Genomic DNA, 20,217 nt, shown 5'->3' with positions numbered 1-20,217 from the left:
AACTTTAAATACAAATATATGAGTGAATTACAACAATGGATCAACAGTTACCTGATTAAATGGGGATTAGTACACGATTCGGCAAATATTTGGGACAACCTGGTCGTCTTACTGCTTCTAATAGCAATAACCGTCGGTATCGATTACACTTGCCGCTATATCTTCCTCGAATTATTTAAGCGTTTTGCCCAAAAAACCAAAAACCAGTGGGACGACCTGATAGTAGAACGGAAGATCATCAATAAGCTGATGCACCTGATCCCCGCGATCCTGGTTTATATCATGCTTCCGCTGGCACTACCCAAAGAGGAAATGCCTACTTTGCTCGGTGTTCTTCAGATGGTATGCAGTGTTTACATTGTGGCCGTTGTACTACGATTCATCAACGCTTCGCTGAACTTGTTATTAGAGATATACAACCGGAAAGAATCGATGAAGAACAAACCGTTGAAAGGGTTTGTACAAATCATTCAGGTGATTGTATTCTTTGTCGGTGGAATAATCATTATCAGTATCCTGATCGGTAAATCGCCCGCTACGTTATTTGCCGGACTGGGTGCTTCAGCTGCCATCCTAATGTTGGTGTTCAAGGATACTATACTTGGTTTTGTGGCCGGTATTCAGCTATCAGCCAATGATATGCTACGTCCGGGCGACTGGATAACGATGTCAAAATACGGGGCTGACGGAACAGTGATCGAAGTGACGCTGAATGCTATTAAAGTTCGCAATTTCGACAACACAATTACCACCATACCGCCTTATGCACTGGTCAGCGATTCTTTCCAGAACTGGCGGGGGATGAAAGAATCGGGAGGGCGCCGTGTGAAGCGTTCCATCAATATCGACATGAACAGCGTACATTTCTGTACACCGGAGATGTTGGCGAAATTCCGAAAAATATCATTACTCACCGATTATATCGATACGAAACAGGAAGAACTGGAGACTTATAATAAAGAACACAACATCGACGCTTCTATCTGGGTAAACGGACGACGCCAGACAAATATAGGTGTCTTCCGCGCTTATCTGGTGAATTATCTGAAAAGCAATCCCAATGTAAGCCAGAACATGACCTGCATGGTTCGCCAGCTGCAACCGACAGAACAGGGTATTCCCATGGAGCTATACTTCTTCGCATCCACCACAGACTGGATTCCATATGAAGACATCCAGGCCGATGTGTTCGACCATATCCTGGCTGTCATTCCGGAATTCGGTTTACAGGTGTTCCAGGGCGTATCAGGTTCAGACTTACGTCATTTGAGGATAGAATCAACAACGAACCTGATATAAAAGTAATATTGAAAAACAATCGCTAAAGATTCATCAATAACGAAATTATAATTATCTTTGGCCCATAAACCTTATAAATAGAAAAAATATGGCCAGACCTATTAAAGAAACACCGATTTTATACGGTAAAGATGCCCGTCGTTTCGAAGAATTGATGAAGCATCCGCGGAAAGTATCCTCAAAGGAACTGGAACGCAGAAAGAAGGATTATGAGTACTTTAAAAGTATTTTTAAATTCGATTGTAATGAATAGCGAAATTAACTCCGGTAAAGTTTTAAGAAAACTAAAGGAGAAAGAAACAATAAAGTCATTCAACTGCGGAGATGCAGATTTGAATGACTTTCTGTTTAATGAAGCACCTCTGTATAGTAATGTATTACTTGCAGTAACTTATATTTATGAAGACAAAAATAATGTCTTAGCCTATTTTAGCCTAGCTAATGACCGCATATCCCTGACTGATTTCGAAAAAACAGCCGAGTTTAATCGTTTTCGAAAACGTCGATTTGTTAATGATAAAAGACTCAAAAGCTACCCGGTCGTAAAAATATGTCGTTTGGGAGATTCGGAAGACTGTAAAGGTTTCGGGATTGGAACAGGATTATTGAACTTTATCAAAAATCTATTCCTCATAACGAATAAAACAGGCTGTCGCTTTCTTACCGTAGATGCTTATCGTGAAGCTATCCCCTTTTACATAAGGAACGGCTTTATTCCTTTGGAAGAAGAGGATAAAGATGAACATACACGCCTGCTTTTTTACGACCTTAAAGAGAAATAGACTCAATCAAATTCGACAAAGTTCTTTTGTATCACCTCATAATAAGCAAACGGGGGTTTAACATATTCTTCCAGGACCTCCGTTGCTACTAACTGTTCGGTTTCATAATCGACTTTCCAACCGTGGTTATGCTGAGTAGTGAGCCGGACAGGGTCAAAGTCCTTATCATCCTCTTTGGTGAAGAACATGGCATGTTCGCCTGCGACCAGTTTGCATTGTTCCGGCAAAGTCAGCCATGCCCTGATTTGTGCTTTATGCTCACTTTCGTCAAAATATATCAGATGGTCAAGCAATTCCAGAAAAATATCCCAGCTTATGTCATACGGAAAAGTCAGGGCAAATACCTGGTTACTCATCGTATGCATCCGGATAATAGCATCGTAACTGCGGGTATTATATATTTCCGTAAACGTACGCAACATTAAAGCCATTTGTGTTTCACCAACTCCTGCAACAATCACCATTTTGTCATTACTGACGGAGACATTCGGACGCAAAGCCGGGTCAGGACGTCTGTCTTTTTTAAAGAATTTGTTTCGCAGATAGAAAATCAATATGACTGCCAATGCGAAAAAGAACAGATAAGCCTTAACCGGCAATTTCTTACCCGGTTTCTTCGCCACTTGGATTGTCTTCAGCATGTCGTCATCAAGCCTGAATGTGATGGGGATTACCTTTTCATCTGCGATATTCTCTCCGTTACGGGTAGCGGGTATCCATTTTCCGCTTGTCAGGGCAACCAGGCGAATCGCTTCATCATTCAGCAACGGCTCCGAATCTAAAAAGATATGCGGTTCGGTAACCGAGCCATCCGGCTCTACCGTGCAGGAAACAAGGACTGTCCCACTCACCTCCTCTTCGGCGGCCTTCTCGGGATATTGCATATTCTGCCGGATAAACCAGAATTGTGCTGTCGAACCACCTGTGTATTCCGGGAAAGTACGGTCAGAACCTTCAGAACGAAGAATAGGACTATAAACCCCTTCACTGCTGCGCAACAAATACGTCAACATATACTGATTGTCCTCCATCCGGCTGAAACTCATGGAACGATATCCCAACGATGGCAAGTTATTGATATTTTTCCCCTCATTATCAGGAAGCAACATCACAACCTCCATCAATCCGACTTTTATCCTGGAAAACCGCAAATCGTTCAAAACATGGAGATACAAAGACTGGCGAACCATTTCTTCTCCTGAAGCATCTTTCTCCCTGATACTCTCGAAACGATACTTCCACGCAATAGGGACATTGCTCTTGTAATCATCTATAAAAGAATAGATAAGGCTGATTCGGGCACCACCCAGCAAAGGAATCGGCTCGCTTACAAGACCCTGACTTTTGGGATTATCAGGCGTAAAGGCTGTAAATTCACCCTCATTCGTACCGAAACGGAAATGATTTTACCGAAAAAACAGCTTCCAGGCGGAACAGGGAAATATCTTTATCGGTAATCTTCGGTTCCTCAATAATCAAGCTATCCAAAAAAGGTTTCACTTCTTGCTTTATACGCAGTTCATCTGCCGTCAGATTATTATTCGGCTGTGCTTTCGCATCCATGCTCCCCAGCAGGAAAACAGACAAAAGCAAAAATTGCAACAGGCTAACTTTCATACTATATACATTTGCTTTACATCAGAATTGGAAATAGATAAACGGCTGCACACCGGCACTCTTGAACTGCACTACAACAAAAATCATAACCGCCAGAATAACAGCCTGCACCAACAAAGGAGAACGGGTTACGACTCCCTGCACCGCATTCTCAGCCGACTTAGGCATGAAGTGAAGCACATAACCAATCACCATCAGGATAAAGACACCTTTATATCCCGTTACAAATTGTGTGAATACTTCCGGATGGAAGTTTGTAAAGATTTGCGAAAGCATCTCCTTCACCGTTTGTATCGAATCGGCACGGAAGAATATCCATCCGAAACAAACCAGATGAAACGTAATCAATATGCCCAAAACCCTGCGCCAAGGCTTCATTTCAGACCCCAGTTGCTTGAAACTGCTGAACCGGCTCATTATAAACTTATGAATCGCCAGCGCCACTCCATGAATGGCTCCCCAAATGATAAAACTCATCGAAGCGCCATGCCAGAGACCACCCAACAACATTGTAATCAGCAGGTTTATATACGTACGGATTTTCCCTTTCCGGTTCCCACCCAGCGAAATATACAGATAATCTTTCAACCATGAAGACAGAGATATATGCCAGCGCCGCCAGAATTCGGTAATGGTCGCCGACTGGTAAGGCGAATCAAAGTTTACATTAAACCGGAAACCTAAAAGCAAAGCAATACCAATCGCCATATCCGAATAACCGGAAAAGTCGCAATAAATCTGCAAAGCATAACCATAAACGCCCAGCAGGTTTTCCACACCGGTATAAAGCAAAGGCGCATCAAAAATACGGTCTACAAAGTTCAGGCTGATATAATCGGAAATCACCGTTTTCTTAAACAAACCGCAGAGTACCAGGAACAATCCTTCGCCAAATTCGGAACGGGTGACGGTCGGTTCCTTATAGATTTGCGGAATAAAGTCGCGGGCACGGACGATAGGCCCTGCCACTAACTGCGGAAAGAACGATACATAAAACACATAATCTATCCAGCGTGTCAGCGGCGTAATCTTCCCCCGGTATACATCAATGACATAACTGATTGTCTGGAACGTGAAAAAAGAAATACCGACCGGCAGAAATATATCCATCGGCTGATACGTAACGCTTTGCAGGGCTGTATTTCCAAACTGATAACCAAACATCCTTGTTACCGAAGCAATCATATCCAACAGGAAATTGAAATACTTAAAATATCCCAGCATCCCGAGGTTTATACATAAACTAAGAACAACCCACAGTTTACGCTTCCATTGGGTTGTAGTATGAAATATTCTCTGCGCAATACAAAAATCCGACGTGGCAGTAAATAACAGCAGGAAAAACCAAAATCCGCTACTCTTATAATAAAAATAGATAGAAAACAGCGTTACATATATAATACGGGCCAGCAAATGTTTCCTGAGTGACATATAAATAATCAGGAATCCTATAAACAGGAAAAAGAACAACCCGCTACTGAACAGTATCGGCGACAGGTGTTGATAGGTGAGCACCTCTCCCAGCTTGGATAAATCTATATTATCGAACATCGTTATCTGCTATATATCGGTTATAGGTTTGCATCAGGGCACGATACAATAAAATGCCTTGCTCCTGATAGCCTTCTTTCGTAAAATGAACACGGTCTCTTCCCATTAAACCGGTCTTGCGCCATCTGGCAGAAGAGTTCTTCCCTCCTGTCGAAGCAAACAAATCCCAGCATGCCAGACCTTCGCGACGTGCCACTTCGACAATCGCCTTTGCTGCACGTTCTGTATTTTCATTGCGCACATACGTACGTTTCTTGTTCACATACACCCGTTTATAACATTCTGGAGGAGTTGTCAGCAAGATTGCCGTATGCGGCATTTGTTTTTTCACTAAGGATATAAAATCTTCAATCTGCCCGGCAAATTCATTACGGGTAAAGCGCCGGCCGAAAGTCTCGTTCGTTCCTAAAGAGATAATCAACAGCGACGGATTCAGCAAAGCCAACTGGCGGACATAGTTCTCGTCTGTATAATTTACATACATGGCACCGTTCACACCGATCGAATGATACAAAATACCCGGTTGCCCGTTGGTCAGATTGAAACCATAATAAAGGTTCTTAAAAGAAGAAGCCGGAAGCAAGTTATCCGTCCCCTGTTTCCTTCGCGTACTGTGCAGTTGCAACGTGTCGACGAGACAAGAGATGCGGAACGTATCGGCAACCACTCCCGGCACACACGGCGCCGTACTTAATACCGTCCTGACAGAATCTTTCATTTTTCCGGCCGGCAGCATCGGCATGGATTTCTCTCCACGGTAAATGACTGCCTGGTTAAAAGAATATCCGGCACCGTTATTAGGTGCTATGCTGATATCGAAATTGATGGATGGCGACGCAGACTGGATACCGATACCACCCGGCCCAATCGGACATTTCCGGTTGTTCTGGATACAACGTCCGGCAATCCATTCCTTCGCTACGGATGAAATGAAATAATCGTCCGGTTCGTTCGTCTTGCTCAGTTTGAAGGGAGCAATCCAGCCACGCCCAGCATTGCCGAACTGCTGTTGAAGGAGACGCATCATGCGCCCGCTATAATGTCCTGCCTGTATATGCGAATCGCCCAGCTGCACAATCGTGATAACCGTATCTTTTCCCGCACGCAAAGAATCGAGAGCAGCAAAGAAATGATGCAACGGAGCGTATTCATTTACGCAACTGTCGGAAGCTGGCAACTGAATCGAGTCGACAACGGCTCCCATAAGATAAGAAGCGAAAGGCAAGGCAATCGTATCCGGCGCAGTCAACGTATCAGGCGACGCATCCCCCGCATCCTGAAACGATGAGCGGGAAGGCGAAAGATTCTTCGCCCCTACGGTAATCGCGAGCAATGCCAACAAAACCGACAAATTAATTAACCACTTTGTCTGCTTCATCATAAAACTCCTTTTCCAATAATAATGCATTAAAAAGAGCCGTCGCTATTTCGCGCCCGCCTCTGAAACTCAGGTGTGTATAATCTTTGCTTGCCCAATTATTCTCAACATAACGGACCATGCTGTTCTCGCCTCCCATCGCACCGAACGTATTCCAGAACGAAATACCTGTTTTACGGGCAATCTGCCTTTGTGTATGAAGCAGGGCAAGCACGGCAGGCATCGTTTCAAACTCACCCTCTTCCTGATGGCTACGGTCTGAAACACCTAACAGCAAGATATCCGCTTCCGGGAAACAGACCTGTACATGGCGAACCGCTTCTTCCATGCGTTTGCTATACCAGCCGTAATGTAAAACGCTGTCGCTTACCACATTCAAGCCATACTGAAGAATAATCAGGTCGTATGACCGGACTTCGGTCAGATTCCGGCAAAGCGAACTATCCAAGCGGTTCAATATCATACCGGAATTACCACGCAGGGAGTAATTATCAACGACAACACCGGAATTATCTTCCAAGGCGACACCCAACGCACGGAAACCTTCCGTCTCCGTAAAAGAGAAAGTCGCTTCTGTAAATGTCCCTTTCCGCTCATATTGTGTTATTTTCGAAACGACAGGCAATAACTCATTGATTGTATCCGGCAGATTGTTATAATGCAGTTTCATCCGGGTTCGGGCATTCTGTTCATACAGGAATTTCAGCGAAGAAGCCGATTGTAACTCCGGATAACGGTTTGTTGTCTTGACAGATACGGATATCTTTTCACCTTTCGGTTCAAACATCATTCCGGAAAGCGTATACCCATGTTCATGGTCAGTCAGCATCGACCAGGTGTGCCATCCTTCCGAGCGCTGTTCGATAGTCGGACGGAACTGTGCAGCCACGGAAGTAATAGGAACAAAGCCCACTCCACGCCCGCCAAACTCTTTCTGCAAGGCAGAACGCAGGTCAGCAACGACAATATCCCCCTCAATAAACGAGTCACCCAGAAAAGCGACACGCACCGGCCGGTTCATTGTCTCCCGGTTCTTCAGGGCTGTAAAGAAACGCTTCAATCCGATATGGCCTACCGAATAATCTTCGATATGCGTACCGAGCGAATCCGCCCCCTGAACAGAGTACATTATATTATACAGGGAATCGCGTAACGCCAATGCCGCCGAATCAATCCCCGTCGAACGGATAATCGAATCGCGCAATGCTACTGAATCTATTTCCAACGTATCCGGTTGTTCGAGCTGTTTACGCAGCGAGTCCATCGACAACGATTGCGTTTTCACCCGTAAATCCGAAAGTAAGTCAACCTTTTTTATTTTCTGGCCGAACATGTTGTCCGGCAGATAATATAGTCCCAGGCAGATGCAAAGCGTTATAAGTAACAGCACCAGCAACCTGCCGAAATTATCTTCCTTATTCATTTACTCATTCTTACGAAGGTACAAAGATAAGGATAAAGTTTCATTTGTAACGTAAAAGTTCCGGTATTTCAGCTGGTTCGCTGGCAACCCTTATTCCTGCTTCTTCCAGAGCACGTATCTTTTCGACTGCCGTACCGGCCCCTCCGGAAATAATAGCGCCGGCATGTCCCATCTGCTTACCCGGCGGTGCGGACTGGCCGGCAATAAAGCCGACCACCGGCTTGGTGACATGCCTACGGATATAATCGGCAGCCAGTTCCTCGGCATTTCCTCCAATCTCTCCGATTATCACGATTGAATGCGTTTCCGAATCCTTCTCGAACATCTCCAGCAGTTCGCGGAAATAGAGGCCGACGACAGGGTCGCCTCCCATTCCTACTGCGGTAGACTGCCCCATACCGTTGGCCGTCAAATGATAAACGATCTCATAGGTCAGTGTCCCGCTACGGCTGAGCACCCCCGTATGACCTTTCGTGAAAACCTTTCCCGGCAGGATTCCGACCAGACTTTCACCCGGTGAAATCAATCCGGGACAGTTCGGCCCAATTAACTTTGCCCCTTTCAGTTGGGCAAAACGATAGGCTTTTATGACATCGACGGTCGGGATTCCTTCAGTGATACAGATAATCAGCTCAATCCCGGCATCGGCCGCCTCCATAATAGCGTCTGCCGCAAAACGGGCAGGGACGAATATTATCGAAGTGTTAGCCTGTGTTTGCTGTACGGCATCGTACATCGTATTGAAAACCGGGATATGCTCGATTTCCGTACCGCCTTTGCCCGGTGAGGTACCACCTACGACATTGGTTCCGTATTCTTTCATTTTCAGTGCGTGGAAGAGGCCGTCGCGTCCGGTTATTCCCTGCACGACCAGCCGGGTCGATTTATTTATCAATATGCTCATGGTGACTTTTCTTTTATTGTTTATGTGATGCTTCAACAGCCATCAGAGTGGCTTCTCCCATTGTTTCGGCAACTTTGAAACGAGTGTCACGCAACAAATCGCGCCCCTCCTTCTCATTCGTGCCTGTCAGGCGGACAACGACAGGAATATCGGTATCAATTTGCTCAAAAGCCTTCAGCAGCCCGTAGGCAACATCATCGCAACGCGTAATGCCTCCGAAAATATTTATCAGCACAACCTTTACCTGCGGGTCTTTTAAAAGTAGCTTCATTGCCTCAATCACTTTTTCAGGATTCGAACTTCCGCCTATATCCAGAAAATTAGCCGGGTTTCCGCCATACAATTTAATCATATCCATCGTAGCCATCGCCAGTCCGGCACCGTTCACCATGCAACCAATCCCGCCGTCCAGATGCACATAACTAAAACCTTTTTCCTTCGCCTGCGCCTCCGTCTTTTCTTCCTCTGTCGGTTCAAACAGGGCCAAGACACGAGGCTGGCGGTATAACGCGTTATCATCGAACGTCATCTTGGCATCAATAGCCATCAGGACCCCGTCCTTTGTCATAACCAACGGATTGATTTCAACCAGAGAAGCATCTTTCTCGATAAAAAGCTGGTACATATTCCGGATAATCGCAGCCATCTGGTTCACCTGAGCTATCTTATCGAACAAGGTAAAGGCATAACGGCGTGCCAGATAATCCGGAATCCCGATAAGCGGGTCGATCCGGAAATGAAATATCATTTCCGGACTCCGGCGAGCCACTTCTTCAATATCCATCCCTCCTTCCGCACTCATCATCAGGACAACTGAACGGGAATTGCGGTCGATAACAAAACTGACATAATATTCAAGATGGATATTCACCGCCTCGCTCACAATCACACGGGTGACAGGGAAATCTTTAATCATCATGCCCAGAATCGCTTCGGCGTGCTGCAATGCTTCTTCCGCATTGCCTGCCAGTTTAACACCTCCGGCCTTTCCCCTTCCTCCGGTCAATACTTGTGCCTTGATTGCAACCTTTTCATTCCCCAGCTGACTGAAAGCAGCCGTAACCTCTTGCACCGTGTTACACAGAATGTGCCGTTCCACTGGAATCGCATAGTCTGAAAAGAATTTTTTCGCCTGATATTCGTGTATCTTCATCTGGTAAATAATTTAGTGGTATTCACTCTTTTTTTATAACAGATAAATAAATGAAGAAGTTGTTGAAGTTTCCATATATATCCGGCTGTTTTCCAGCACAAAAGGAGAAACAACCTGTATTAACCGGACTTTTATTAGGAAAACTCGTTTCTTTTTCCTATATTTGTTAGGGAAGAATATGAGGAGGATGAGTTATGGATAATATTTCAGGTTATATTGAGCAATTTGTCCTGGATAAACTGAATACGTTTAACGAAGGCAGAAACACAGATAAAGGTATGTATTTCATACTTTTGCCGAATAAAAAAACGGCTTATTACACACTTTGGTTCTACAACCCGACAGCGGAATTTCATCCGAATGTTTTTCTCTCCACACTGGATGTGAACGCTATAAATTCAGTGGAAAAAGCGATGAAAACGACAGCCAACTCTTTCGCCAGGCTGACGGTTAAAATGAGACTGGAATCCATCTCACATAATGCCGACGACATTATCTCTTTTGGTAAATACCGTGGTTATCATCTGTTTGAAGTGGCTGCCATCGACCCTAAATATATTACCTGGATTGCCAACAAATATGAAGCACGCGTACAAAGCGAAAGACGTTTCAAGGAACTGGCAGCGACCTATTCATGGATATATCAGGACCTGAACACTTCCCGCATGCACAAAGTGCCTGTCAGCCGTTTTATCGGAACGATAGATGAGAAATTAAACGATTTGCATCTTTCCGTCCGGCGGGTGAAAGTGGAAGACAATCCGTACAAAACCCGTTCAATCCGGGGAACCACCCATTTTTACGTCGACCAGAAAATTGTTGCTTCGGATGAATCCGGCAATCTGTTTTTCTTCACCATCCGGGCATCCGACCGTAGCCTGGAAAGCGGTAAGTTAAGTAATGCCGACCATGCTTATCAGGCGGGAGAAATCATGCATATCCGTTCGGCCAAAGTAATCAAGCATTATACTTCCCGGAATATCCGTTATACGAAGCTGGGATATATAAAAATGAAATAATACAATAACATTTGACAGGTAAAAATCCCACTCGAATCCATTTTTAATTTCATCCGGGAGAAATTTCGATTTCATTCGGATGAAAATTTATTTTCTCCCGGGTGTGGTGTTCTTCCTGTTTTAGGAGGAAAATATATTATAGAGAAGAAAATACGCGAAGAGATGATTATGACTTATTTTACATATAAAATGGCATTTTTACAAAAAAGAAACAACACGCTGTATATCACGCACATACCACCAATTTAACAATAGTTAATTCTCCCGAAGCCCTGGTTTCCGAGTCCGAAACTCCCCAAAAACGGACTTTAAGTACACAAAGTAAAAAATAGTAAAGTAACAACAACAGCAACAACACGTGCGCGAGAGCGGAAAAAATCGAATATCCTTTTTTCTTTCCCGATATTTCTGTTATTTAGCAGCTTTTCCTATCTTTACCGCATTATAACCGAAAAACATGTTTACAAAAAAAATAACGCTCGTACTATTTGTATTCGTTGCACTCTTTATTTTCAACGGCACTCTCTTTGCCCAAGAGAAAGCATTTCCCAAAAAGGGAGAAGGCATCACCCTTTTTCTGAAACGCCATAATCGTGTCGGAAAAGAGTATCATGATGAGTTCGTAAAACTGAACAAGACAAAACTCGGCAATGGGAATAGCCTGAAAATGGGCGTTAAATACCAATTGCCGCCCTTAAAGGGGGTAGCGGCCACGGCAAGGAAACCTAATTACGAGCCCTTATTCGGCAAGGAAATGGCCGAATACAAAGTCACGTCCTCCGAGTTGAAAGACTGCTGCTTTTATCTGGTGAGCGGACATGGCGGTCCCGACCCCGGAGCCATCGGTAAAATGGGCAATGTAGAACTTCACGAAGACGAATATGCTTACGACGTCATGCTCCGCCTGGCCCGTAACCTGCTGATGCGGGGCGCCAAAGTGCACATCATCATTCAGGATGCCAAAGACGGTATCCGCAACGACAAGTTTCTGAAAAACAGTAAACGTGAAACATGCATGGGCGACCCGATACCGTTTAACCAGTTCCGCCGTCTTGAACAACGGTGCGACAAAATCAACTCTTTATTCAAGAAAGACAAAGAAATATACAAACGCGCCATCTTCATGCATATCGACAGCCGCAGTAAAAGTCACCAGACAGATGTTTTCTTCTATTATCAGGACAAAAATTCGGAAAGCAAACACCTGTCAAAGACAATGAAATCGACTTTTGAGCACAAATACAACAGACATCAGCCCGGCCGCGGATTCACCGGAACAGTCGGCCAGCGCGGACTGTATGTTTTAAGAAAAACAACGCCTCCCTCCGTTTTTGTCGAACTCGGCAACATACAAAACAGCTTCGACCAGAAACGTTTCATTCTCAGCGACAACCGCCAGGCTTTAGCAAACTGGCTCTGCGAAGGCTTCATGACCGATTACCAACGTTACAGGAAAAAACTGAAATAAACGGGAGACGGTATATGACAACCATTGTTGAAACATTGGTGTTTTAATGACAAAACATATATACAAACATTCTTTCGAAAATGAGCTGGTCGATAATCGGACAGCTCAATTTTTTCTAATTATTACCCCTTAAGAACAACCGTTATTCCATAAAAAATACATACCTTTGTGAGATTATTGTTGAATCGTTTTAAAACACCATGAATAATTCTTACATATCTCCTTTTGCAAAACCCGTTTATGTGATGTTGAAACCGGTAGGTTCGGTTTGTAACCTGGCCTGCGAGTATTGTTATTACCTGGAAAAAGGGAAATTGTATCCGGAAGTAAAGAATCACATCATGAGCGAGCAACTGCTGGAAAAATTCATCAAAGATTATCTGGAATGCCAGACAATGCCTCAGGTACTTTTTACCTGGCACGGCGGCGAAACCCTGATGCGTCCGATAAGTTTCTACAAAAAAGCACTCGAACTTCAACAGAAATACGGCCGTGGAAGGCAGATAGACAACTGTATCCAAACAAACGGGACGTTGCTGACAGACGACTGGTGCCGTTTCTTCAAAGATAACAACTTTCTGGTTGGAATATCAATCGACGGCCCGCAGGAATTTCACGACGAATACCGCCGGAACCGCCAGGGCCTTCCCTCCTTCTACAAAGTGATGAAGGGAATCGAGTTGCTGAAAAAACATCAGGTAGAATACAATGCAATGGCAGTCGTAAACGATTACAATGTCGATTATCCGCTTGATTTTTATAACTTTTTCAAAGAAATAGATTGTCATTATATCCAGTTCGCCCCTATCGTGGAACGGCTGGGACAACACACGGACGGGACAACGCTGACTTCGCCGGAACAACAGGATGCCCATATAAAACTGGCCCCCTTCTCCGTCGATTCCGAAAAATGGGGTGATTTCCTTTGTGCCATCTTCGATGAATGGCTGAAAGAAGATGTGGGAAATTACTATATCCAGTTATTCGATGCCACACTGGCAAACTGGGTCGGAGAACAGCCGGGCGTATGCACCCTGGCCCGGACATGCGGACATGCCAGCGTGATGGAATTCAATGGCGACCTTTATGCGTGCGACCACTTTGTATTCCCCGAATACAAACTGGGCAACATCTACACGCAGACACTAACGGAAATGATGTACAGCCAGAACCAGTTAAAGTTCGGAGCTGATAAATACGACAAGTTGCCGGTGCAATGCAAAGAATGTGAATACCTCTTTGCCTGCAACGGAGAATGTCCCAAAAACCGCTTCCTGCATACAGCCAGCGGCGAACCGGGATTAAACTATCTGTGCAAAGGCTACAAAAAATATTTCAGGCACGTAGCGCCCTATATGGATTTTATGAAAAAAGAATTATTGGCTCAGCGTCCGCCCGCAAACGTGATGCAATGGGCAAAAGAAAACAGAGAGATTTTATAAAACAATATGAAATACAACAGACGTGATTTTATTAAAACAGGAGGTATGGTTATGCTTGGTTCACTGGCAGTTCCTTCTTTTTTAGAAGGTTGTGCCGGTAGTACTGCTGATAAAGCTGCCGGTATCTCGTTTGCGTTAAACCATTTCGGTTTAAGCGAAAGCGATATGAAAAAAGTGCTGAACGCAGCACTGGAAAAAGGAGGAGATTATGCAGACCTCTTCTTCGAACATTCTTATCGAAACAACATCGGTTTACAAGACGGTGCGGTAAACCGCGCCTCTTCAAACATAGATTTCGGAATGGGCGTACGCGTCTTGTCCGGAGACCAGACAGGTTATGCCTACGTTGAAAATATCTCGCTCGACGAGATGCTGACAGCCGCCCGTACGGCTGCCCGTATCGCTAACGGCGCTGCAGGAAAAGGACCGGCCAAACTGACTGAAGAACCGATTATCAATAATTATTATGGTGTGCAAACTCCTTGGGACGAGATTGCCGTCAACCAGAAAACGCCTTACCTGCAAAAACTGAACGACCAGATTTTTGCACTCGACAAACGTGTCCATAAGGTTATGGCTTCTCTCGGAGATACAACGTCGCACATCTTTTTCTGTAATTCAGAAGGACAGACATATTACGACTATCGTCCGATGGTAACCCTGGGCGCCGTCTGCATCATGGAAGACAACGGTAAGATTGAAAACTCTTACGCTTCCCGCGCATTCCGTATGGGTGCCGAGTTCCTGACCGACGAAATCATAGCCGAAGTAGCAAAAGAGGCGGTAGAAAAAACGTCTATCCTCTTCCAGGCCGTGAAACCTAAAGGCGGCGAAATGCCTGTCGTGATGGGTGCCGGTGGTTCAGGTATCCTGTTGCACGAAGCCATCGGACATGCGTTTGAAGCCGACTTCAACCGCAAGAACACGTCCATTTTCTCCGACCAGCTGAATAAGAAAGTCTGCAACGAACATATCAATGTGGTTGACGACGGTACAATCCCGTTCAACCGTGGTTCCGTGAATATCGACGACGAAGGTGTGGAAGGACAAAAGACATATATCGTGAAAGAAGGTATCCTGACGAGTTATCTGCACGACCGCATCAGTGCGAAACATTATGGTATCCCTTCTACAGGCAACGGACGTCGAGAGTCGTTCCGCCAGATGCCTATCCCCCGTATGCGTGCCACTTATATGGAGGCCGGAAACGTGACGGAAGAAGAGATGATTTCAACTGTAAAGAAAGGTATCTATGCCTCCAGCTTTACCAATGGGCAGGTACAGATCGGTGCAGGCGACTTTACATTCTTTGTAAAAGACGGCTATCTGATTGAAGACGGAAAACTGACACAGCCGATCAAAGATATCAACATCATCGGTAACGGCCCGAAAGCCTTAGCCGACATCACCATGGTGGGCAACAATTATAAGATGGATAACGGCACATGGACATGCGGCAAAGACGGACAATCCTGTCCGGTAACTTGCGGTATGCCATCCGCCCTGGTTAGTAAACTTACTGTAGGAGGAGAAAATTGATATGATAACTAACGATAATAAGAAACTGGCCCAATGGGCCATGGAGTTCGCATTAAAGAACGGTTGCCAGTCCTCACGGGTAACGCTGTATAATGGTTCCAGCAGTTCATTCGAAATCCGGGACATGAAGATTGACCGCTTACAGCAGGCTTCTGAAAACAGTCTGGTTATCCATCTGTTTGTCGATGGCCGTTACGGTTCTTTCTCCACCAACCGCTTGGATAAAAAGGAACTAGAAAAATTTATCCGTAACGGAATCGATTCAACTCGTTACCTGGCAGAAGACAAGGCCCGTACATTGCCTGACGCTTCCCTGTACTACAAAGGTGGCGGTACCGACCTGCAACTGATTGACCCGAAATTCGACTCCATACAGCCGGACGAAAAAGTATCGTTGGCCATGAAGACCTGTGAAGAAATGATGGGAAAAGACGACCGTATCATTTCTGCCAACTCTTCTTACAGCGATGAGAAAGACTTTAAATATATGGTTGCCAGCAATGGTTTCGAAGGTGAAGCCTGTGGTTCTTCTTTCAGCTTGGTTGCCAGCGTCAGTATCCGTGGCGAAGGCGATGCCCGTCCCGAATCTTACTGGTACGATTCTTCCCTGTATTTCGATACGATGATTAAGGAAGGATTGGGTACGAAGGCATTGGAACGTGTTTTCCGCAAGCTGGGACAAAAGAAAGTGGCTTCCGGCAAATATCGCATGATTGTCGACAACATGAATTCCGGCCGTTTGTTATCTCCTGTTATCGATGCTTTATACGGTTCTTCCATCCAGCAGAAAAACTCTTTCTTATTGGATAAGCTCGACCAGAAAGTATTGGGAGACAAACTGACCCTCATAGACGAGCCGCATCTTATCAAAGCATCCGGCGCCCGTTATTTCGACGGTGAAGGTGTTGCCACCAAACGGATGCCCGTATTCGAAAACGGAGTATTGAAGACCTATTATATCGATACCTATTCAGCCAACAAGATGAAAGTGAAGCCGACTATTGCCTCCCCCTCCATCCTGACCATGCAGATGGGCGATAAAGATACGGACAGCCTTATCGCTTCAGTAGATAAAGGTATTCTCGTTACAGGTTTCAACGGAGGTAACTGCAACAGCACAACCGGCGATTTCTCATATGGCGTGGAAGGCTTCCTCATCGAAAAAGGTAAATTGACCCAGCCGATTTCAGAAATGAATGCAACCGGAAACATGATTGCTTTATGGAATAATCTGACAGAAGTAGGAAACGACCCTCGCCTGTTCTCCAGCTGGCGTATTCCGTCATTACTTTTCGATGGCGTTGATTTCAGCGGGTTATAATACTTATTCAGAAAAAGGATATTGCAAAAGCAGCTGACACCGTAACTGTCAAACACTTATGCAATATCCTTTTCTTTTATCTTATCAATAAATAAATCGAAATAAAATGGCAGACGCTACCGCCTAGAACGAAGAAATGCCACATCGGATGCATATATTTATATGTATCGAAAAAATAAAAAACGCATCCTACCGTATAGAACAATCCTCCGCCAATCAGCCAGTACAACACATCCATTGAATCCGTTCGTTGAAAGACATCAACCAAAGGCTTGAAAGCAATAATAACCACCCAGCCCATTGCCAGATAACAAGTAGTTTTCAGATGATCGGTCTTTTTCATCTTCTTGAAACTGAGAAAAACACCGATAACGGCAGCAGTCCATACAATTGCAAATAATATCCATCCCCAGTAGCCTTCCTGCCGGAGCGCTACCAAAGTAAAAGGCGTATAAGTACCTGCAATATGTAGATAAATAGCACTATGGTCAAAACGACGCAGTAATCTCTTTTGCCGCGCATGGGACGAAGCATGATAAAATGTAGAGGTGACATACGAGAGCGTCATGCTAAGCGCATAAACCACCGAACTGCCCACTGCCCAAGGATTTCCATTACGGATAGAAGCTATCAGTAATAATACGATAGCAACTATCCCAAAAATCATTCCTGCACCGTGTGTCAGCACATTGGCTACTTCTTCACCATAAGTTTGTCTTTGTTTGGTCTTGACCATTGCAGGTTACAATTGTTCAGCCTTAAAACCGGCATCTGTTACTGCTGCAATTATTTTATCAACAGGAACATCCGCTGTTACTTCCAAAACCTTATCCGGCGATTTCAGGTCGACAGACCATTCATCTTCCTTCACCAACTTATTCAGTTTAGCACCGATAGCAGCCACGCAGCCACCGCATTTTGCGTTTGTTTTAAATTTCATTGTTGCCATAATTTTTTTGTTTATACTATTACTTCATAAATTTCAGTCTCAAGCTGTTAAGCACCACAGAAACAGAACTGAAGGCCATCGCCGCACTTGCCAGCATCGGATTCAATAACAACCCGTTTACCGGGAACAAAACGCCGGCCGCCAAAGGTATTCCTATCAGGTTGTAAATAAAGGCCCAAAACAGATTCTGATGAATCAGACGCACTGTTCGTTTCGACAACTTGATCGCTTCCGGTAACAATAACAAATCAGATGTTATCAATGTCACCATCGCTACATCCATTGCAATATCCGTCCCTTTTTCCATCGCAATGCTCACATCGGCACGAGCCAGTGCCTGCGAGTCGTTTATGCCGTCACCTACCATAGCTACTTTCTTTCCTAACTTCTGAAGAGCCATGATATATTCTTCCTTATCATCAGGCATCACTTCGGCCTTAAAATATTTTATACCTAAAGTATCAGCCACTCTTTCCGCCGTCTTCACGCCATCGCCTGTCAACAAATGCACTTCTATTCCCATATCCGTCAGGGTCTTTACAGCCGCAGCCGATGTCGGTTTGATGCGGTCTGAAATAGCCAGTACAGCTAGCAAACGGTTACCTTCGCCATAATAAACGACGCTTATTCCGTTGTCCTGCCATTTACGTATCTGCTTCATAGTGTCATCCGGTATCTCCGAACCGAATACCTCCAACAATCCGTGGCTTCCAACCCAGTAAGTAACACCATTGACTTCCATCCGGATTCCCCGGCCGGTAAGGCTTTCAAAATTACCGGCTTCACACGTAGAGACTCCCGAATCTTCCAGCCAACGGATAATGGCAGACGCCAGCGGATGCTCCGATTTCAATTCCGCAGTATAGAGAATATCCAGATAACAGACATTCGATTCTGTCAGCCAGCAGGAATCCACGACAACCGGAATCCCTTCCGTCAATGTCCCCGTCTTATCCAGTACAATCGTATCGACTTTACAAAGAGTCTCCAAAGCATAAGCATCTTTTATCAGGATATGCCGTTCGGCTCCTTTTCCCATCCCGACCATCAGTGCCGTCGGAGTTGCCAGCCCTAAGGCACACGGACAGGCAATCACCAATACTGAAACAGCTGAAAGAAGTGCATAAGAAAAATAATCCCCACCGCCAATCACCATCCAGCAGATAAACGTTACGATAGACAGGAGAACGACTACCGGGACAAATATACCACTTATTTTGTCAACTATACGTTGCACGGGCGCCTTACTTCCCTGGGCAGCCTGCACCATCTTGACGATTTGCGCCAGAACCGTTTCATTCCCGACTCCGGTCGCCTCCATCGTAAAAGCACCTTTTTGGTTGATTGTTCCGGCCAAAACCCGGTCACCGGCAACTTTCTCCACAGGAATCGGTTCCCCGCTCAACATGCTTTCATCTATGGAAGAAGAGCCTTGCAGCAAAGTTCCGTCCACCGGTATTTTCTCACCGGGACGAACACTTACAATATTTCCCTTTTTCAAAGAAGAGATAGGAACTTCCTCCTCTTTTCCGTCAGTTACAAGACGGGCCGTTTTAGGCTGTAATCCCATCAGGCTTTTAATAGCAGAAGAAGTACTGTTCTTCGCCCTCTCCTCCATCAACTTGCCCAACAGCACAAAGGCGATAATCACCCCTGAGGCTTCATAATACACATGCGGCTCCAATCCCTTTTCAATCCAGAACTGCGGATAAACCGTATTGAAGAAACTGAATATAAAAGCAATGGAAGTACTGAGGGCCACCAAAGTATCCATATTGGCACTCTTTTGCAGTGCATGGCGCACGCCGTTCACATAAAACGATCGCCCGAACAGAACCATAATAGCCAATGCCAGCACCATCATTATCCAGTTGGCGTAGGGCATGTGCATAAACACCATCCCCAATAAAGCCAAAGGCACTGATAATATCCATGCTCCGATTGTATTCCGCTTCAGTTTTTTATAATGCTTACGCGCCATCTCTTCCTGTACGGCCAGCGGGTCTTCGGCCTCAACCACCAAATCATATCCGGCAGCCTGTACGGCTTCCTGCATTTTCTGTAAACTGATTACCGAAGGATGATATGTAACTGATAAAGTGTTCGCTGCAAAATTAACAGATGCCTCTTCTACTCCGGGTAGTGCCTTGACGGTACTCTCCACGTTATTGGCACAAACCGCACAACTCATCTCAAGGACGGGCAGTACCTTACTTTCTACATCTTTCATTATTATGTTTATTTTATACCGATTCTATTGTAGAACAAAGATACGAATAAATCAGTTGCAACAAAGTTGCGGAATTTCATTACGCTCATTAAGATATGTACGAATTTAATAGTTTTATTTGGTATATTTGTCCTATTATTTA

Annotated in this window: 18 protein-coding genes; 8 read left to right on the top strand and 10 right to left on the bottom strand. The window is 44.9% G+C overall.

All coding sequences use genetic code 11. The annotated features are described in order from the left end of the window. The first annotated feature begins 18 nt into the window (after nt 1-18). From NBH15_RS01105 to NBH15_RS01095, 3 genes are all read left to right on the top strand, one after another. Complete coding sequence (locus tag NBH15_RS01105; RefSeq protein ID WP_128133571.1) at nt 19-1,299, top strand: mechanosensitive ion channel family protein; 1,281 nt, start codon at nt 19-21, stop codon at nt 1,297-1,299. An 88-nt stretch (nt 1,300-1,387) separates the two neighbouring features. Next, a complete protein-coding gene (locus NBH15_RS01100; RefSeq protein ID WP_244051032.1) occupies nt 1,388-1,552 on the top strand; it encodes a hypothetical protein in 165 nt (54 codons plus the stop codon). Continuing rightward, nucleotides 1,545-2,081 (top strand): GNAT family N-acetyltransferase, encoded by a 537-nt coding sequence (locus tag NBH15_RS01095; protein WP_250821797.1) that lies wholly within the window; start codon nt 1,545-1,547, stop codon nt 2,079-2,081. Before NBH15_RS01100 ends, NBH15_RS01095 begins: the two co-directional genes overlap by 8 nt. A 2-nt stretch (nt 2,082-2,083) precedes the next feature. On the opposite strand, the gene NBH15_RS01090 is transcribed toward NBH15_RS01095, so the two are convergent. From NBH15_RS01090 to sucC, 7 genes are all read right to left on the bottom strand, one after another. Further along, a complete protein-coding gene (locus tag NBH15_RS01090; protein ID WP_250821796.1) occupies nt 2,084-3,394 on the bottom strand; it encodes an energy transducer TonB in 1,311 nt (436 codons plus the stop codon). A 67-nt stretch (nt 3,395-3,461) separates the two neighbouring features. Continuing rightward, the gene (locus tag NBH15_RS01085; RefSeq protein ID WP_250821795.1) at nt 3,462-3,698 is read right to left on the bottom strand and encodes a hypothetical protein; all 237 of its coding nucleotides are present in this window, start codon (nt 3,696-3,698) and stop codon (nt 3,462-3,464) included. Between the two features lie 21 nt (nt 3,699-3,719). After that, entirely contained in the window at nt 3,720-5,249 is a 1,530-nt protein-coding gene (locus NBH15_RS01080) for an MBOAT family O-acyltransferase (RefSeq protein ID WP_128133573.1), read from the bottom strand. Beyond that, the gene (locus NBH15_RS01075) at nt 5,239-6,627 is read right to left on the bottom strand and encodes a GDSL-type esterase/lipase family protein (RefSeq protein ID WP_287624417.1); all 1,389 of its coding nucleotides are present in this window, start codon (nt 6,625-6,627) and stop codon (nt 5,239-5,241) included. The genes NBH15_RS01080 and NBH15_RS01075 overlap by 11 nt, the downstream gene beginning before the upstream one ends. Continuing rightward, entirely contained in the window at nt 6,602-8,050 is a 1,449-nt protein-coding gene (locus NBH15_RS01070; protein WP_250821793.1) for an SGNH/GDSL hydrolase family protein, read from the bottom strand. The genes NBH15_RS01075 and NBH15_RS01070 overlap by 26 nt, the downstream gene beginning before the upstream one ends. Before the next feature lie 40 nt (nt 8,051-8,090). Beyond that, entirely contained in the window at nt 8,091-8,954 is an 864-nt protein-coding gene (gene sucD, locus NBH15_RS01065) for a succinate--CoA ligase subunit alpha (protein ID WP_250821792.1), read from the bottom strand. A gap of 13 nt (nt 8,955-8,967) precedes the next feature. After that, nucleotides 8,968-10,107: an ADP-forming succinate--CoA ligase subunit beta gene (gene sucC / locus NBH15_RS01060; RefSeq protein WP_250821791.1), complete on the bottom strand. Its 1,140-nt coding sequence runs from the start codon at nt 10,105-10,107 to the stop codon at nt 8,968-8,970. Nucleotides 10,108-10,301: 194 nt separating this feature from the next. On the opposite strand from sucC, the gene NBH15_RS01055 reads away from it, so the two are divergent. From NBH15_RS01055 to NBH15_RS01035, 5 genes are all read left to right on the top strand, one after another. Next, complete coding sequence (locus NBH15_RS01055; protein ID WP_250821790.1) at nt 10,302-11,126, top strand: exodeoxyribonuclease X C-terminal domain-containing protein; 825 nt, start codon at nt 10,302-10,304, stop codon at nt 11,124-11,126. Nucleotides 11,127-11,583: 457 nt separating this feature from the next. Then, entirely contained in the window at nt 11,584-12,594 is a 1,011-nt protein-coding gene (locus NBH15_RS01050) for an N-acetylmuramoyl-L-alanine amidase family protein (RefSeq protein WP_250821789.1), read from the top strand. Nucleotides 12,595-12,794: 200 nt separating this feature from the next. Continuing rightward, complete coding sequence (locus tag NBH15_RS01045; protein WP_250821788.1) at nt 12,795-14,036, top strand: anaerobic sulfatase-maturation protein; 1,242 nt, start codon at nt 12,795-12,797, stop codon at nt 14,034-14,036. 6 nt (nt 14,037-14,042) lie between these two features. Continuing rightward, nucleotides 14,043-15,575: a TldD/PmbA family protein gene (locus NBH15_RS01040; protein ID WP_007656925.1), complete on the top strand. Its 1,533-nt coding sequence runs from the start codon at nt 14,043-14,045 to the stop codon at nt 15,573-15,575. 1 nt (nt 15,576) lies between these two features. Further along, nucleotides 15,577-16,896: a TldD/PmbA family protein gene (locus NBH15_RS01035; RefSeq protein WP_128133578.1), complete on the top strand. Its 1,320-nt coding sequence runs from the start codon at nt 15,577-15,579 to the stop codon at nt 16,894-16,896. A 76-nt stretch (nt 16,897-16,972) separates the two neighbouring features. On the opposite strand, the gene trhA is transcribed toward NBH15_RS01035, so the two are convergent. Genes trhA through NBH15_RS01020 form a run of 3 tightly spaced genes read right to left on the bottom strand, consistent with a single transcriptional unit; the run spans nt 16,973 to nt 20,075 of the window. Then, the gene (trhA, locus tag NBH15_RS01030) at nt 16,973-17,632 is read right to left on the bottom strand and encodes a PAQR family membrane homeostasis protein TrhA (protein WP_122327448.1); all 660 of its coding nucleotides are present in this window, start codon (nt 17,630-17,632) and stop codon (nt 16,973-16,975) included. Nucleotides 17,633-17,638: 6 nt separating this feature from the next. Then, the gene (locus tag NBH15_RS01025) at nt 17,639-17,845 is read right to left on the bottom strand and encodes a heavy-metal-associated domain-containing protein (RefSeq protein WP_128133580.1); all 207 of its coding nucleotides are present in this window, start codon (nt 17,843-17,845) and stop codon (nt 17,639-17,641) included. Nucleotides 17,846-17,864: 19 nt separating this feature from the next. Then, nucleotides 17,865-20,075 (bottom strand): heavy metal translocating P-type ATPase, encoded by a 2,211-nt coding sequence (locus NBH15_RS01020; protein WP_250821787.1) that lies wholly within the window; start codon nt 20,073-20,075, stop codon nt 17,865-17,867. Between the last annotated feature and the right edge of the window lie 142 nt (nt 20,076-20,217).

The organism is Parabacteroides caeci (assembly GCF_023656795.1).
Taxonomy (GTDB): Bacteria; Bacteroidota; Bacteroidia; order Bacteroidales; family Tannerellaceae; genus Parabacteroides; species Parabacteroides segnis.
Note: the sequence above shows the minus strand (reverse complement) of the source record. Positions and strands in the feature narration are given on the sequence as shown.

Excerpts from the sequence above, each read along its gene's own strand:
- NBH15_RS01045 (WP_250821788.1), top strand. The coding sequence starts at position 12,795 with ATGAATAATTCTTACATATCTCCTTTTGCAAAACCCGTTTATGTGATG.
- NBH15_RS01105 (WP_128133571.1), top strand. The coding sequence starts at position 19 with ATGAGTGAATTACAACAATGGATCAACAGTTACCTGATTAAATGGGGA.
- NBH15_RS01035 (WP_128133578.1), top strand. The coding sequence starts at position 15,577 with ATGATAACTAACGATAATAAGAAACTGGCCCAATGGGCCATGGAGTTC.
- trhA (WP_122327448.1), bottom strand. The coding sequence starts at position 17,632 with ATGGTCAAGACCAAACAAAGACAAACTTATGGTGAAGAAGTAGCCAAT.
- sucC (WP_250821791.1), bottom strand. The coding sequence starts at position 10,107 with ATGAAGATACACGAATATCAGGCGAAAAAATTCTTTTCAGACTATGCG.
- NBH15_RS01085 (WP_250821795.1), bottom strand. The coding sequence starts at position 3,698 with ATGAAAGTTAGCCTGTTGCAATTTTTGCTTTTGTCTGTTTTCCTGCTG.
- sucD (WP_250821792.1), bottom strand. The coding sequence starts at position 8,954 with ATGAGCATATTGATAAATAAATCGACCCGGCTGGTCGTGCAGGGAATA.
- NBH15_RS01050 (WP_250821789.1), top strand. The coding sequence starts at position 11,584 with ATGTTTACAAAAAAAATAACGCTCGTACTATTTGTATTCGTTGCACTC.
- NBH15_RS01095 (WP_250821797.1), top strand. The coding sequence starts at position 1,545 with ATGAATAGCGAAATTAACTCCGGTAAAGTTTTAAGAAAACTAAAGGAG.
- NBH15_RS01020 (WP_250821787.1), bottom strand. The coding sequence starts at position 20,075 with ATGAAAGATGTAGAAAGTAAGGTACTGCCCGTCCTTGAGATGAGTTGT.
- NBH15_RS01075 (WP_287624417.1), bottom strand. The coding sequence starts at position 6,627 with ATGAAGCAGACAAAGTGGTTAATTAATTTGTCGGTTTTGTTGGCATTG.
- NBH15_RS01100 (WP_244051032.1), top strand. The coding sequence starts at position 1,388 with ATGGCCAGACCTATTAAAGAAACACCGATTTTATACGGTAAAGATGCC.
- NBH15_RS01040 (WP_007656925.1), top strand. The coding sequence starts at position 14,043 with ATGAAATACAACAGACGTGATTTTATTAAAACAGGAGGTATGGTTATG.
- NBH15_RS01025 (WP_128133580.1), bottom strand. The coding sequence starts at position 17,845 with ATGGCAACAATGAAATTTAAAACAAACGCAAAATGCGGTGGCTGCGTG.
- NBH15_RS01080 (WP_128133573.1), bottom strand. The coding sequence starts at position 5,249 with ATGTTCGATAATATAGATTTATCCAAGCTGGGAGAGGTGCTCACCTAT.
- NBH15_RS01055 (WP_250821790.1), top strand. The coding sequence starts at position 10,302 with ATGGATAATATTTCAGGTTATATTGAGCAATTTGTCCTGGATAAACTG.
- NBH15_RS01070 (WP_250821793.1), bottom strand. The coding sequence starts at position 8,050 with ATGAATAAGGAAGATAATTTCGGCAGGTTGCTGGTGCTGTTACTTATA.